This is a genomic window from Variovorax sp. GW821-FHT10D07, from assembly GCF_059415325.1.
Window position 1 is genome coordinate 69,138 of record NZ_JBWKMZ010000016.1, and the last position, 14,154, is coordinate 83,291.

Annotated in this window: 11 protein-coding genes; 5 read left to right on the forward strand and 6 right to left on the reverse strand. The window is 71.2% G+C overall.

Annotated features, from left to right (window positions below; genetic code table 11):
• Positions 1-52 precede the first annotated feature (52 nt).
• A complete protein-coding gene (locus AC07PU_RS34760) occupies positions 53-523 on the forward strand; it encodes a hypothetical protein (RefSeq protein WP_495322720.1) in 471 nt (156 codons plus the stop codon).
• Between the two features lie 28 nt (positions 524-551).
• Here the strand turns inward: AC07PU_RS34760 and AC07PU_RS34765 are convergent, their stop codons facing one another.
• Positions 552-3,527, reverse strand: coding sequence for an L-glutamate gamma-semialdehyde dehydrogenase (locus tag AC07PU_RS34765; RefSeq protein WP_495322721.1), 2,976 nt, complete (start codon positions 3,525-3,527; stop codon positions 552-554).
• Positions 3,528-3,637: 110 nt separating this feature from the next.
• On the opposite strand from AC07PU_RS34765, the gene AC07PU_RS34770 reads away from it, so the two are divergent.
• Entirely contained in the window at positions 3,638-4,105 is a 468-nt protein-coding gene (locus tag AC07PU_RS34770; protein WP_057594014.1) for an Lrp/AsnC ligand binding domain-containing protein, read from the forward strand.
• Positions 4,106-4,115: 10 nt separating this feature from the next.
• On the opposite strand, the gene AC07PU_RS34775 is transcribed toward AC07PU_RS34770, so the two are convergent.
• Positions 4,116-4,817, reverse strand: coding sequence for a YggS family pyridoxal phosphate-dependent enzyme (locus AC07PU_RS34775; RefSeq protein ID WP_495322723.1), 702 nt, complete (start codon positions 4,815-4,817; stop codon positions 4,116-4,118).
• 51 nt (positions 4,818-4,868) lie between these two features.
• Between AC07PU_RS34775 and AC07PU_RS34780 the strand changes: the two genes are divergently transcribed.
• Positions 4,869-5,912 carry a type IV pilus twitching motility protein PilT gene (locus AC07PU_RS34780; protein ID WP_093354394.1) on the forward strand — a complete coding sequence of 348 codons (1,044 nt, stop codon included), beginning with the start codon at positions 4,869-4,871 and terminating at the stop codon, positions 5,910-5,912.
• A 22-nt stretch (positions 5,913-5,934) separates the two neighbouring features.
• Entirely contained in the window at positions 5,935-7,071 is a 1,137-nt protein-coding gene (locus AC07PU_RS34785) for a PilT/PilU family type 4a pilus ATPase (protein WP_057594011.1), read from the forward strand.
• A 15-nt stretch (positions 7,072-7,086) separates the two neighbouring features.
• Here the strand turns inward: AC07PU_RS34785 and AC07PU_RS34790 are convergent, their stop codons facing one another.
• Positions 7,087-8,637, reverse strand: a complete 1,551-nt coding sequence (locus tag AC07PU_RS34790) for an MFS transporter (RefSeq protein WP_490877406.1) — start codon at positions 8,635-8,637, stop codon at positions 7,087-7,089.
• A complete protein-coding gene (locus tag AC07PU_RS34795) occupies positions 8,634-9,119 on the reverse strand; it encodes a MerR family transcriptional regulator (RefSeq protein WP_296730794.1) in 486 nt (161 codons plus the stop codon). The genes AC07PU_RS34790 and AC07PU_RS34795 overlap by 4 nt, the downstream gene beginning before the upstream one ends.
• A gap of 104 nt (positions 9,120-9,223) precedes the next feature.
• Between AC07PU_RS34795 and AC07PU_RS34800 the strand changes: the two genes are divergently transcribed.
• Complete coding sequence (locus AC07PU_RS34800) at positions 9,224-10,132, forward strand: NAD(P)-dependent oxidoreductase (RefSeq protein ID WP_495322724.1); 909 nt, start codon at positions 9,224-9,226, stop codon at positions 10,130-10,132.
• A gap of 72 nt (positions 10,133-10,204) precedes the next feature.
• On the opposite strand, the gene AC07PU_RS34805 is transcribed toward AC07PU_RS34800, so the two are convergent.
• Both AC07PU_RS34805 and AC07PU_RS34810 read right to left on the reverse strand, forming a co-directional pair.
• The gene (locus AC07PU_RS34805) at positions 10,205-10,999 is read right to left on the reverse strand and encodes a BON domain-containing protein (protein ID WP_256223022.1); all 795 of its coding nucleotides are present in this window, start codon (positions 10,997-10,999) and stop codon (positions 10,205-10,207) included.
• A gap of 199 nt (positions 11,000-11,198) precedes the next feature.
• The gene (locus AC07PU_RS34810; RefSeq protein ID WP_495322725.1) at positions 11,199-14,021 is read right to left on the reverse strand and encodes a CehA/McbA family metallohydrolase; all 2,823 of its coding nucleotides are present in this window, start codon (positions 14,019-14,021) and stop codon (positions 11,199-11,201) included.
• Positions 14,022-14,154: the final 133 nt, after the last annotated feature.

A 14,154-nucleotide genomic window follows, 5' to 3' on the forward strand; every position in this document is an offset into this window, starting at 1 on the left:
TCGCTCCCACCGGGTTCAACCACCACGTCCCACCACTGAAAGGAACGACGACATGAAGACTTCGCAACACCGCACCGTCCGCACCACCCGCCTGCTGGGCACCGCCGCCTTCGCCGCGCTGCTGGCCGCCGCCGCCGCGCCGAGCTTCGCGGGCAACTACGCCGAGGGCGATCCGCGCCCCGCGTCGTTCAGCTCGTCGACGACGCGCGAAGCCGTGACGGCCGAAGCGCGCCAATGGCTCAAGACCGCGCCCACGCAGGGCTACACCGACGGCACGCCACAGCAGCAGGTGGCCACGGTGTCGGCCAACAGCCGCGTCGCGGTGGCCGCCGACACGCGGCTGTGGATGCAGTCGGGCCTGGCCGCGAAGCAGTCGGGCGAAGCGGGTGCCGACCCGACCCGCGCGGGCTATCGCCAGGCGCAGGCCGAATACACGCGGCTGCGCGCCAGCCCGGCCTACGGCGCGCTGATCGAGCAGCTCGATCGCCAGGCCGCCGCGCACGGCCAGAGCACGGTGCGCTGAGGTCGCGCGGTGGCGTGGCGCGACGGCGCTACGCCACCGTGCTCAGCAGGGCCGCATTGCCGCCCGCGGCCGCCGTGTTGACCGTCACGGTCTGTTCGGCGCAGAAGCGCGGCAGGTAGTTCGGCCCGCCCGCCTTGGGCCCGGTGCCGCTGAGTCCTTCGCCGCCGAAGGGCTGCACGCCGACCACCGCGCCGATGATGTTGCGGTTGACGTAGACATTGCCCACGTGGGCACGCACGGCCAGCGCCTGGGCGCGCGAATCGATGCGCGTCTGGATGCCGAGCGTGAGGCCGTAGCCGAGCGCGTTGATGCGCTCGATCACCTCGGTCGGGTCGCTCAGCGCGCCCGAGCCCCAGCGCACGATCTGCAGCACGGGGCCGAAGATCTCGCTGCGCACGTCCTCGATGGCGCCCACTTCATAGGCCGCCGGCGCGATCAGGGTGGACGATGCGTCGTCCGTTGCCGCGGGCGCCAGCACGCGCTTCGCTTCGCGGTCCAGCCGCGCCAGGTGGCGGCGGATGTTGTCGGCCGCCTCGCGGTCGATCACCGGGCCGACGTCGGTCGCGAGCAGCGCGGGATCGCCGGCCGACAGCTCGGCCGCCGCGCCGCGGATCATCTCGATCACGCCATCGGCGATGCCCTCGTGCAGCACCAGGAGCCGCAGCGCCGAGCAGCGCTGGCCGGCCGAGCGGAAGGCGCTCTGCACGACGGCATCGGCCACCTGCTCGGGCAGCGCGCTCGAGTCGACCAGCATCGCGTTGATGCCGCCGGTCTCGGCGATCAGCGGGACGATCGGGCCGTCCTTGCCCGCCAGTGCGCGATGGATGATCTTCGCCACCTGCGTCGAGCCGGTGAACACCACGCCGGCCACGCCGGGCGCGGCCACCAGCGCGGCACCCACGGTCTCGCCGGGGCCGTGCAGCAGCTGCAGCGCGTCGGCCGGAATGCCCGCGGCCTGCAGCAGCGCGACCGCTTCGCGCGCGATGGCCGGCGTCTGCTCGGCGGGCTTGGCCAGCACGGTGTTGCCGGTGGCGAGCGCGGCCGCGACCTGGCCTGTGAAGATGGCCAGCGGGAAGTTCCACGGGCTGATGCAGACCCAGGGCCCGCGCGCGGTGAGCCGCAGCTCGTTGCGCTCGCCGGTCGGGCCGGGCAGCAGCACGGGCTGCATCAGGCGCTCGGCCTCGTCGGCGTAGTAGCGCAGGAAGTCGATCGCCTCGCGCACCTCGGACACCGCATCGCCCCAGGTCTTGAAGGCCTCCTTGACGAGCAGCGCGCACAGGCGCGGCAGTTGCGCCTGGAAGGCATCGGCCGCGCGGCGCAGCGCGGCGGCGCGCGTTGCCACCGGCGTGTTGCGCCAGGTGCGGAAGGCGGCGGCGCTCATGGCCACGGCGCGCGCGGCGCTCGCGGGATCGGCCTCGGGCACGACCGGCACCGCGGTCGCGGCCAGCGCCGCGAACAGCGGCGCACGCATGGCGTCGACCGTGAGGTCGAGCCCGTCGCTGTTGCGCCGCGCGGGCGCCGGGCCGTAGAGCAGCGGCGGCAGCGGCAGTTGCGGGCTCTCGCGCTCCAGCCACAGCGGCGACACCAGCAGCGTGGCGATGGGCACGCCGGGGTCGCCGAGCTGGTTGACGAAGGAGGAGTTGGCGCCGTTCTCGAGCAGGCGCCGCACCAGGTAGGCCAGCAGGTCCTTGTGGCGGCCGACCGGCGCGTACACGCGCACCGAGGCGCCGGTGTGCTTCATGACCTCGCGGTAGACGCCCTCGCCCATGCCGTGCAGCCGCTGCAGCTCGAAGGGCGCGCCCTGCCGCTGCGCCATCTGCAGGATGGCCGCGATGGTGCCCGCGTTGTGGGTGGCGAACTGCGGATAGATCGCGTCGGGCGCGGCCAGCAGCGCCTGCGCGCAGGCCAGGTAGCTGACGTCGCTGTGGTGCTTGTGGGTGAACACGGGGTAGTGCGGCAGGCCCAGCTCCTGCGCGCGCTTGATCTCGGCGTCCCAGTAGGCGCCCTTGACCAGCCGGCACATCAGCCGCAGGCCGTAGCGGCGCGCGATCGCGGTGACGTGCTCGATCAGCTCGAGCGCGCGCGTCTGGTAGGCCTGCAGCGCGAGGCCGAAGCCGCGCCATTGCGGATGCTCGGCCGCGACGCGGGTCGCGAGCGCGTCGAACACGTCGAGCGAGAGCTCGAGCCGGTCGACCTCCTCGGCGTCGATGGTGAGGTTGAGGTTGGCCGCGGCCGCGCGCTCGCACAGCAGCCACACGCGCGGCACCAGCTCGCGCAGCACGCGGTCGCGCTGCGCGTCCTCGTAGCGCGGATGCAGCGCGCTGAGCTTGATCGAGATGCCGTCGTTGCGCTCGGGCGCGGCGGTGGGATCGGCGCCCTGGGCGATCGCGGCAATGGCGCGGGTGTAGCTCTCGAGGTAGCGCAGGGCGTCCTCGTCGGTGCGCGCGCCCTCGCCGAGCATGTCGTAGCTGAAGCACAGGGCGGACTGCTTGCGGTGCGCGGCACGGGCCTCGTCCATCGCCTCGGCGATGGTCTGGCCCAGCACGAACTGCCGGCCCAGCAACTGCACCGCGCGCAGCGTGGCGGCGACCACGGTGCGCGCGCCGAGCCGGGCCATCAGGCCGGGCGGATGGTCGGCCTCGGGCAGGAAGCGCTTCGACATCGCGATCGCGGCCGACGACAGGCGCGACAGCGTGGAATCGGCGGCGCCCTCGAAATCGGCGCGGCCGAGCTGGTCGGCCGTGAGCGCGATGGCGGTCTCGGCATCGGGCACGCGCAGCAGCGCCTCGGCCAGCCGCATCAGCGCGAGGCCTTCGGCGCTCGAGATCGGGTATTCGCGCAGCAGGCTCTCCATGGCCCAGAACGGCGGCGGATGGTCGCGCACCGCCTGCACCCAGGGCGTGGCAACGGTCGAGGCCGCGGTCCAGTCGAGCGCACCCTCGAGCAGGGCGAGTCGATGGGCGACGACCTCGGTCTCGGGTCGGTAGGGGTCGGGCAGGCGCATGTCTTCTCCTTGGTTGGATTGGCTATGGTCCATGCCTTGATGGCGAATCTTTCACCAAAATTCGACAGCATTTCCGGATAATTCACCAGAACCCTTGCCATCCCATTTCCATGACCGACCTGGACCGCGTCGATCTCCGGCTGCTGAAGATTCTTCAGGAAGACGGCCGCATCACCAACCTCAAGCTGGCCGAGGCGGTGGCGCTGTCGCCGACGGCGGTGCTCGCGCGCGTGCAGCGGCTCACGCGCGAGGGCTTCATCCAGGGCTACGAGGCGCGGCTCGACGCCGAGCGGCTGGGCCGCGGCTTCACGGTCTTCGTCGAGGTGCTGCTGGACCGCACCACGCCCAACGTGTTCGACCAGTTCAAGGCCGCGGTGCAGGTGCGCGAGGAGATCGTCGAATGCCACATGGTGGCCGGCGGCTTCGACTACCTGCTGAAGACGCGCATGGCCGACATGGCGGCCTACCGCGACTTCGCGGGCACGGTGCTGTGGCAGCTGCCGGGCGTGCGCGAGACGCGCACCTACGCGGTGATGGAGGAAGTGAAGAGCAGCGCGCGGATCCCGCTGGGGATCTGAGCCCGGCCGCTCAGGCGTCCTTGCGTGGACGGCCGCCGAAGATCGCCGTGCCGATGCGCACCATCGTGCTGCCCGCGCTGACCGCCGCCTCGAGGTCCGCGCTCATGCCCAGCGACAGGGTGTCGAGCGCGATGCCGGCGCCGCGGATTTCATCGAACAGCGCCTTCGCGCGCAGGAACAGCGCGCGCTGGGCCTCGAAATCGGGCGCCGGTTCGGGGATCGCCATGAGCCCGCGTAGCACCAGCTGTGGCAACGCCGCCACAGCGCGCGCCAGCGGCAGCGCCTCCTCGGGCGCCACGCCGGACTTGTTGGCGCCGCCGTCGACGTTGACCTGCAGGCAGACCTGCAGCGGCGGCAGATGGGCCGGGCGCTGGGCCGAGAGCCGCTCGGCGATCTTGAGCCGGTCGATGCTATGCACCCAGTCGAACTGCTCGGCCACGGGCCGCGTCTTGTTGCTCTGCAGGGGGCCGATGCAGTGCCATTCGAGGCCGGCGCGCAGGTCGGCCAGCGCGGCGATCTTGTCCAGGCCTTCCTGCACGTAGTTCTCGCCGAAGGCCGACTGGCCGGCCGCCTGCGCCTCGCGCACCGCCTCGGGCCCGAAGGTCTTCGATACCGCCAGCAGCCGCACCGCGCCGGGGTCGCGGCCGGCGTCGGCGCAGGCCTTCGCGATCCGCTGCCGCACGTGCTGGAGGTCGTCGCCAATCATCGTCATAATCGTCCAAATTCGTATCAAAACGTCACCGAAACCCGATCGAGGAGCCCCGTGGACATCACCCAACTGCTCGCGTTCAGCGTCAAGAACAAGGCTTCCGACCTGCATCTGTCGGCCGGCCTGCCGCCGATGATCCGCGTTCACGGCGATGTGCGCCGCATCAATGTCGATGCGCTGGACCACAAGGCGGTGCACGCCATGGTCTACGACATCATGAGCGACACCCACCGCAAGCACTACGAAGAGTTCCTGGAGGTCGACTTCTCGTTCGAGATCGACGGCCTGGCGCGCTTCCGGGTCAACGCCTTCAACCAGGCGCGCGGGGCGGCCGCGGTGTTCCGGACCATCCCCTCGAAGATCCTCACGCTCGAGCAGCTGAATGCGCCCAAGATTTTCGGCGAACTCGCGCTCAAGCCGCGCGGCCTGGTGCTGGTGACCGGCCCCACGGGCTCGGGCAAGTCGACCACGCTGGCCGCGATGGTCAACTATCTCAACGAGAACGAGTACGGCCACATCCTCACGGTCGAGGACCCGATCGAGTTCGTGCACGAGTCGAAGAAGTGCCTGATCAACCAGCGCGAGGTCGGGCCGATGACGCTGTCGTTCGCGAATGCGCTGCGCTCGGCGCTGCGCGAGGACCCCGACGCGATCCTGGTCGGCGAAATGCGCGACCTCGAGACCATCCGCCTCGCGATGACCGCGGCCGAGACCGGCCACCTGGTGTTCGGCACGCTGCACACCTCGTCGGCCGCCAAGACCATCGACCGGATCATCGACGTGTTCCCGGGCGAGGAGAAGGAGATGATCCGCGCCATGCTGTCGGAGTCGCTGCAGGCGGTGATCTCGCAGACCCTGTGCAAGACCAAGGACGGCCTGGGCCGCGTGGCGGCGCACGAGATCATGCTGGGCACGCCGGCCATCCGCAACCTGATCCGCGAGGCCAAGGTGGCGCAGATGTACTCCACCATCCAGACCGGCCAGGGCCAGGGCATGCAGACGCTGGACCAGAACCTCACGGACCTGGTGCGGCGCAATACGATCTCCGCCGCGGAAGCCCGCAGCAAGGCCAAGATCCCCGAAAACTTCCCCGGCTGACCCCAGCCCTCCGGAGCCCCTCATGGAACGCGATCAAGCCAGCCAGTTCATCAACGACCTGCTCAAGCTCATGGTGAGCCGCAACGGCAGCGACCTGTTCATCACGGCCGACTTCCCGCCGGCGATCAAGGTCGACGGCAAGGTCACCAAGGTCTCGCAGCAGGCGCTGGGCGCGCAGCACACGCTGGCGCTCACGCGCTCGGTGATGAACGACCGCCAGACGGCCGAGTTCGAGCGCACCAAGGAGTGCAACTTCGCGATCTCGCCGACCGGCATCGGCCGCTTCCGCGTCAACGCCTTCGTGCAGCAGGGCAAGGTCGGCATGGTGCTGCGGACCATCCCGGCCAAGCTGCCGACCATCGACGACCTGGGCATGCCGCAGGTGCTCAAGGACGTGTCGATGACCAAGCGCGGCCTGTGCATCCTGGTGGGCGCCACCGGCTCGGGCAAGTCGACCACGCTGGCCGCGATGATCGACTGGCGCAACGAGAACTCCTTCGGCCACATCGTCACGGTGGAGGACCCGGTGGAGTTCGTGCATCCGCACAAGAACTGCGTGGTGACGCAGCGCGAGGTGGGCATCGACACCGACAGCTGGGAGGCGGCGCTCAAGAACACGCTGCGCCAGGCGCCCGACGTGATCCTGATGGGCGAGATCCGCGACCGCGAGACCATGGAGCACGCCGTGGCCTTCGCCGAGACCGGCCACCTCTGCATGGCCACGCTGCATGCCAACAGCGCCAACCAGGCGCTCGACCGGATCATCAACTTCTTCCCCGAGGAACGCCGCGCGCAGCTCCTGATGGACCTGTCGCTGAACCTGCGCTCGCTGGTCTCGCAGCGCCTGGTGCCGACCGAGGACGGCCTCGGCCGCGTGGCGGCGGTCGAGATCCTGCTGAACACGCCGCTGATCTCCGACCTGATCTTCAAGGGCGAGGTCGGCGAGATCAAGGAGATCATGAAGAAGAGCCGCAACCTCGGCATGCAGACCTTCGACCAGGCGCTGTTCGACCTGTTCGAGGGCCACGCGATCAGCTTCGAGGATGCGCTGCGCAATGCCGACTCGGCCAACGACCTGCGGCTGCAGATCAAGCTCAACAGCCAGCGCGCGCGCAGCACCGACCTGGCCGCGGGCACGGAGCACTTCGCGATCGTCTGAGCCGGCGCGCCGCCTTCAGTCGATCTGCCGCTGCCAGGCGGCGAACACGCCTGCCGCGAGCGCGACCACGGCGATCGCCGTGAAGCCATCGAGCGAGGCCATGAAGGTGGCCTGCTGCTCGAGCGTGCGCCACAAGGTGCCGAGCGCCATCGCATGCGCCTCGCCGGCCGCATGGCCGAGCGCCGCGAAATTCCGCGTCAGCCCGTCGAGCGCCTGCATGAAGCCCGCGTTGCCGGCGTTGGCCGATTCGGCGAGCCGGGTTTCGTGCAGCGCGAGCCGGTGCTGCTGCAGCGCGATCACGCTCGAGGTGGCGAAGGAGATCGCGAGCTGCCGCACCAGGTTCTTGAGCCGGTAGCCGTGCGCGAAGTCCTCGGCCGCGAAGGGCCGGAAGGTGAGGTTCGCGACCGGCAGCACCACGAACAGCATCAGCAGGCCGCGCAGCAGCAGCGGTCCGACCAGCGCCTCGCGCCCCGACTGCGGCGTGACGCGCGCGAGCCAGGCGGAAGCCAGCGCGGCGATCGCGAAGCCCGCGACGATCAGCCACTTCTTGTGCGCGAGGCGCGCCGAGTAGCGCAGGTAGACGAACACCAGCAGCCCGGTGGCGAGCGACATCGCGCCCGTGAAGTAGCCGGTGTTGCCCACGCTGAAGCCGAGCCCGCCTTCCATCAGCCGCGGCAGCAGGTAGCTGAAGCCGGTCGACAGGTAGTAGTAGACGACGTAGAGCGCGAGCCCGACGCGAAAGCCCGGCTGCCGCAGCGCATGCAGCCGCACCAGCGGCGCGGGATGGTGCCACTGGTGCCAGCCGAACCACGCGAGCCCCGCGAGGCCGGCCAGCGCCAGCCCCACGAGCGCGGGCGAACCGGTGAACAGCTCGAAGTGGGTGCGCGTGAGCACCACCTGCAGCGCCGCCTGCGCCAGCGCGAACACCAGGTAGGGCGCATGGTGCGGCGCGGTGCGCTCGTGCGGCTCGACGTCGCCGAGGTCGGGCAGCGCCCACAGCACCAGCAGGCCGATCAGCACCGCCACCGGCACGGTGCAGCCGAACAGCCAGCGCCAGTCGAAGTTCGAGACCAGGAAGGCACCGGCCACCGGCGCCAGCGCGCCGCCGAAGACGATCAGCACCATGAAGGCCTTGAGCGCCTTGGCGCGGCGCTCGGCCGGCATGCCGATCTGGATCAGGATGCGGCAGGCGCCGAGCATCGGCCCCACGAAGTAGCCCTGCACGCCGCGCGCCAGCGCGAGCTGGGTGGAACTGTCGGACCAGGCGGCGCCGAGGCCGCCCGCGGCGAAGGCGAACATGCACAGCGCGAGGTAGCGGCGGTAGCCGAGCCGCTCGATCCACGCATGCTGCTGCAGGATGCCGAGCACCGCGCCCAGCGCGTAGGCGCTCGAGGCCCACACCAGTTCGTCGGGCGAGGCGTTGACGCCGCCCGCGATGTAGCTCGCGAAGAACGCGAACAGCGCGTTGTCGAAGTAGTCGACCGCCGTGACCAGCCCGATCGCCCAGGGCATCCACGCCACGGCCGAGAGGCCGCGCGGATGCCGGGCGAGGGCCGGTGCGGTCATGACGCCGGGCGCTCCGCGCGCCGCTGCGCGAGGGCCTCCTCCACCGGTTCGCCGGCCAGGCGGCGTTCGACGTAGTCGAGGTCGCGGCGCAGCTGGGCCTGCAGGGCCGCGGCTTCCTTGAGCTCGCGGCGCACCTGGGCCACGCGCGTGTCGAGCGTGGCGAGCTGCGCGCCCAGCGTCTCGCGCAGCGACTTGAGCGAGGCATTCGACAGCCGCGGCCGGCCGCCCTCGGCCGGCGCCTCCATCGGCTGGCGCAGCATCTCGGTGATGGTGGTGAGCGAGAAGCCCAGCGAGCGCATGCGCAGCACGCGCGCGAGCCGCTCGAGGTCGGCCGGCTCGTAGAGCCGGTAGCGGCCCTCGCTGCGCACCGGCACCACGATGCCCAGTTCCTCGTAGTACTTGAGCGTGCGCGGCGTCACGCCGAGCTGCGCCGCGGCATCGCGAACGGTGAGGGACTTGGGCGGGGGGGCCGGGGAGCTCATGGGGCGATTCTACTCCAACGTGTACGTTCACGTACAGGTTCGGACCGACACGGCCATGTCCCCCGGGGTGCAGGCTGTCGCCGAATGGCTTTAAGCTCGGGTCCATGAGCAGCATCAACCCCCGCACCTACGAATCCACTCCCGCGCAGACGGTGGCCTTCCTGGGCCTCGGCGTCATGGGCGGGCCGATGGCCGGCCACCTGGCCAAGGCCGGCCACAGCGTCACGGTCTACAACCGCACCGAAGCCAAGGCCCGGGCCTGGGTCGACGAGTTCGGCGCCCCCGGCCGCCATGCGGCCACGCCGCGCGAAGCGGTGGCCGGCGCCACCATCGTGTTCTGCTGCGTCGGCAACGACGACGACCTGCGCTCGGTGGTGCTCGGCGACGACGGCGCCTTCGCCGGCATGGCGAAGGGCGCGGTCTTCGTCGACCACACGACCGCCTCGGCCGACGTGGCGCGCGAACTCTCCAAGGCCGCGCTCGAACGCGGCCTGCAGTTCATCGACGCACCGGTGTCGGGCGGCCAGGCCGGCGCCCAGAACGGCGCGCTCACCGTGATGTGCGGCGGCGACGCGGCCGCCTTCGATCGCATCAAGCCGGTGGCCGCGGCCTTCGCGCGCGCGGTCACGCTGCTCGGCGAGAGCGGCGCGGGCCAGCTCGCGAAGATGGTCAACCAGATCGCGATCGCGGGCCTGGTGCAGGGCTTGTCGGAGGCCATCGCCTTCGGCCAGCGCGCGGGACTCGACATGCAGGCGGTGCTCGAGGTCATCGGCAAGGGCGCCGCCCAGAGCTGGCAGATGGACAACCGCGGCAAGACCATGATCGCGGGCAAGTTCGACTTCGGCTTCGCGGTCGACTGGATGCGCAAGGACCTGGGCCTGGTGCTCGACGAGGCCAAGCGCAACGGCGCGCGCGTGCCCGTGACCGCGCTGGTCGACCAGTTCTATGCCGACGTGCAGCAGTCGGGCGGCCAGCGCTGGGACACCTCGAGCCTGATCACGCGGCTGAAGTAGCCAGCCCTCCGCTCCCCCGGAAACGAACAAGGCCCCGTCGAGGGGCCTTGTTCGTTGGCGGGCGAAAGGACTTCAGCGGATCGGGCTGGTCGTCACGCCACCGGCCGGCGCGGGCGCCGGTGCCGACGAAGACGGCAGCGGCTCCATCGGCGGCAGCGGCACGCGCGACGAGGTGCCGGGCTGCGGCTGCGAGGCCGGCACCACGGGCGCGGGCGCGGAAACCCCGGTGCCGCCGCGCTGCGCGCCGGTCAGGTCGGCCTCGCTCACGATCTCGACCACGCGCACCACCTTCTGCACGCCGGTCACGCTGCGCACCACCTCGGTCGCGCGGTCGGTCTCGCGGCGCGTGGCGATGCCCATCAGGTAGACCGTGCCGCGCTCGGTCACGACCTTGAAGGAGTTGGCGAAGATGTCCTTGGCGTCGAGCAGCGAGGCCTTGACCTTGCCGGTGACGTAGAGGTCGTTGGAACGGTCCTGGAAGGTGCTGGGCGTGCCCAGCGTGAGTTCGTTGACCACCGAGCGCACGTTCTCGGCGCCGCGCACCACGTCCTCGACGCGGCGGCGGTCGGCCTCGTTGCCCACCGCGCCGGTCAGCAGCACCTGGCGGTTGTAGCTGGTCACGCTGACGTACATCTGGTCGTTGGCGATGTCGCGCACGCGGGCCGCGGCGCGCAGCTCGATGCCCTGGTCGTCGAGCTGGGCGCCCGAGCTGCGGCGGTCGGTCGCCACCATGCCCACGCCCACCGCCGCCGCGCCGCCGACCACCAGCGGCACGCAGGCCGAGAGGCCCGCGACCAATGCCGCGCCCGAGGCGAGTGCGAGAACGAGGCGGTGCATGGCGCGAGGCGTCGAGGCGGTCTTCTGCATGTGTGATTTCCCTGGAATGGAGGTGCGAGATGGGCGCTGCCGCGAGGCCCTGGCCCGGGTTCGCGGCGAGTTTAGCCCAGCGGATTTGCCGCTCCGTTACGGCTTGTTGGTAGAAATGAAGACGGCCGCGGAGTTCCCGAGGGAACGCCGCAGCCCGCGCCGGATGCGGCCGCCGCCGCTTCTTCAGTTCGTCTTCAGCTCAGGGCTTCGCGAGCGACAGCAGGAACACCTGCTGCGTCGGATCGCGCTGCAGCCGCTGCGCGTTGCGCGTGCTGGCGAACGCCACCTGGCCGCCCGCGGTCACGGGCCAGGTGTTGTTGCCGCGGGCCATCAGCAGGGTGCCGGACTCCCAGCCGCTGTCGGGGCGGAACACCGCGGTCATCACGCGCCAGCGCCAGTCGGCCGAGCGCGAGTCGTACCAGACCGCGCGCACCGCGCCGTCGGCATCGACGCCCAGGCGCGGCCGCTCGCTCATGGTCTTGTCGTCGGCGCCGACCACCACCGGCGCCGCGAAGGACTTGCCGCCGTCGCCCGAGACCGCGGCGCGCACCGAGAGGTTGCGCCCGCTCGCGGCGAGCTCCTTGCTCTCCCAGACCGCGACCAGCTCGCCCTTGGCGCCGAACGCGATCTGCGGATGGCGGTCGGCGCGGTCCGAGGTGCCGATCTCGGCCGGCTTCGCGGCCCAGGCACCACCAGCTTCGCGCACCAGCACCTGCACCTGCCAGTCGTCGGGCGTGGTGCCCTCGCCGTAGCTCGCGGCGCCGGTCCACAGCGGGTCCTTGTCGCTGCGGTCGTCCTGCCAGGCCACGGCGACGCGGCCGTCGGCCGCCACCGCCACCGAGGGCAGCACCGAGGCCGGATAGCGCGGGGTGCGCGTGTCGCTGGCGATGCCCGGATCGGTCACCTTGCCGGCGGCCGACAGGTTGCGCGGCTGGACGTCGGTGCCGATCTCCTGGGCCATGATGTCGAAGGCCTGATGGGCCGCGATCTCCTGCCATGCGAGCACGGGCTTGCCGCCGGCCGACAGCGCGATCGCCGGATGCTCGGCGCGTCCCTCGACCGCGCGCACGGTCACGGTGGCGTCCCAGTTGGCGCCGCCGTCGGCCGAATGCCGCAGCTTGATCTCGGGCCGGTGCGGCACCTGCACCGCGTCCTCCTCCCAGGCCACCCAGACCTCGTTGCCGCGCGCGGCCACGCGCGGAAAGCGCGCCTGGCCCTGGCCGCTGAGCGTGCGGCCCGCGTCGCGCCACACGCCCTTGGCATCGCGCTGGCGATAGACCACGGTGCTGCTCGAGGCGCCATGCAGCTCGGCCACGAAGTGCAGCGCGCCGTCGGCGACCGCGATGTCGGGGAAGCCCGCGAAGCCGCCGCGCGCACCCGCCACGCGCAGCGCGCCGTCCTCGGTGCCGGCATCGGCGGGAATCGGCGTCGCGGGCTTGGCCTCGACCGGCGCGGGCGAGACGAAGATCGGCGACACGGTGGCCTTGACCTCGTCGACCGACACCGGCGCCCAGGGCTGCGGCGTGCTCATGCCGCGCACCTCGGCGCGGTACCAGTCGGGCTTGTCGCCGGCTGCGATGTCGACGATGAAGCTCTCGGCATCGGTCTTCGGCTTGAAGCTCTTGAGCGGGCCGGCGCTCTTGCCGGGCGCGCGGTAGACGAACACGTCCAGGCCCGCGGCGCGGCGCACGTCGATGCGCAGGTGGCCGGCGGTGCCGGCCGGCACGAACACCTCGTCGCCGCCGATCGCGGTGTAGCCGCCGCCGCGCAGGTCGGTGGCGATCGAGACGAAGGGGCCGTTCGGGTCGTACGAGAGGCTGGTGTGGCCGCGCTGCAGCGCCTGCACGATGGCGCGCTCGTTGTAGGCCCTGGACAGCAGTTGCGTGGCCGGCATGCCGGGGTTCGAGATCGGATAGACCGTGCCCTCGCCGTCCCACAGCTCGCGCATGTGGCTGTCGCTCGCGCCCGCGATGCCGAAGCGGAAGCCCGCGTTCCACAGCTTCTCGGCATAGGCGTCGGCCAGCACGGTCTCGGGGCTCGGCGTGCCGTTCCAGGTCTCGACCAGGTCCACGCCCTGCACGTTGGCATAGGCATTGAACGAGCCGTCGGCATTGGTCTCGCCATCGTTGGGATGCGCCACGGTCCAGTTCGCGCCCTGGCTGTGCGCGTCCCAGATCGACTGCTGCAGGTGCGTGAAGGGCTGGCGGTCGGCGCGCGCGGCGCCCTGCACGATCGAATCGACGCCGCCCTGCACCGTCGCGTGCGGGCTGCCATTGGCTTCCTCGCCGCGCACCAGCAGCAGCGAGGGCGACTCCCAGTTCCAGTCGTAGTGCTGGTCGTAGGTGCGGTGGTCGGTCAGCGGCATGAACTCCAGGCCCATGCGCGTGCCCTGCCCGATCTGGTCGGCGATGCCGGTGTTGCCCGGGCCCTTGTCGTCGTTGAGCTGGCGCGCCGCGCTGCCGTCGGACGAGTGGTCGTCGTGCACGTGCGTGTCGCCCTTGAGCCAGGTGCCGGCGGGGATCGCCGGCGCGGCCTGCGTGAACTTCGCGGCGATGCGCTGCGCGGCCTTCACGGTCACGACGCAGCGCGTGTCGCCGCTCTCGCACGAGGTGCCCTGCCAGCCCGCGAACACGAAGCCGTGCGCGGGCGTGGCGTTGAGCGTGACGGTGCTGCCTTCGGCGTAGTCGGCGCTGGCGCCGGTGCAGCTGCCGGGGCCGCAGGCCAGCCTGGCATCGAGCGATTCGACGTCGCCGCTGCCCTCGACCGCGAGCGACAGCGCGAAGCTCGCGGGCTGCGTGCCGCCGTCCTGGCCGTTGTCGCCTTGCGCGGGGCCGCCGCCCGAAGGCGGCGCGAAGCCGAAGAAGCCGCCGCCACCACCGCTGCCGCCACCGCAGGCACTCAGTGCCAGCACGCAGACGGCGCTCAGGGTGGCCAGCGCGACGCGTGGCGTGCGGCGCGTGGAAGGGGTCGATGACAGCCTGCCGCGGACCGCGGGCAGGGAAGGAAAGTTCGGGAGTTTCATGGGGGGCGGCGCGCCGGAGAGTTGAGGAGCGAGCGCGCTCGGCCGCGATGCTAGGAAGCCGCCATGTCAATCACATGAACTTTGTTCAACATATTTATGAAATCGTTCTGAGAAAAACTCAGACCCCGGCGCA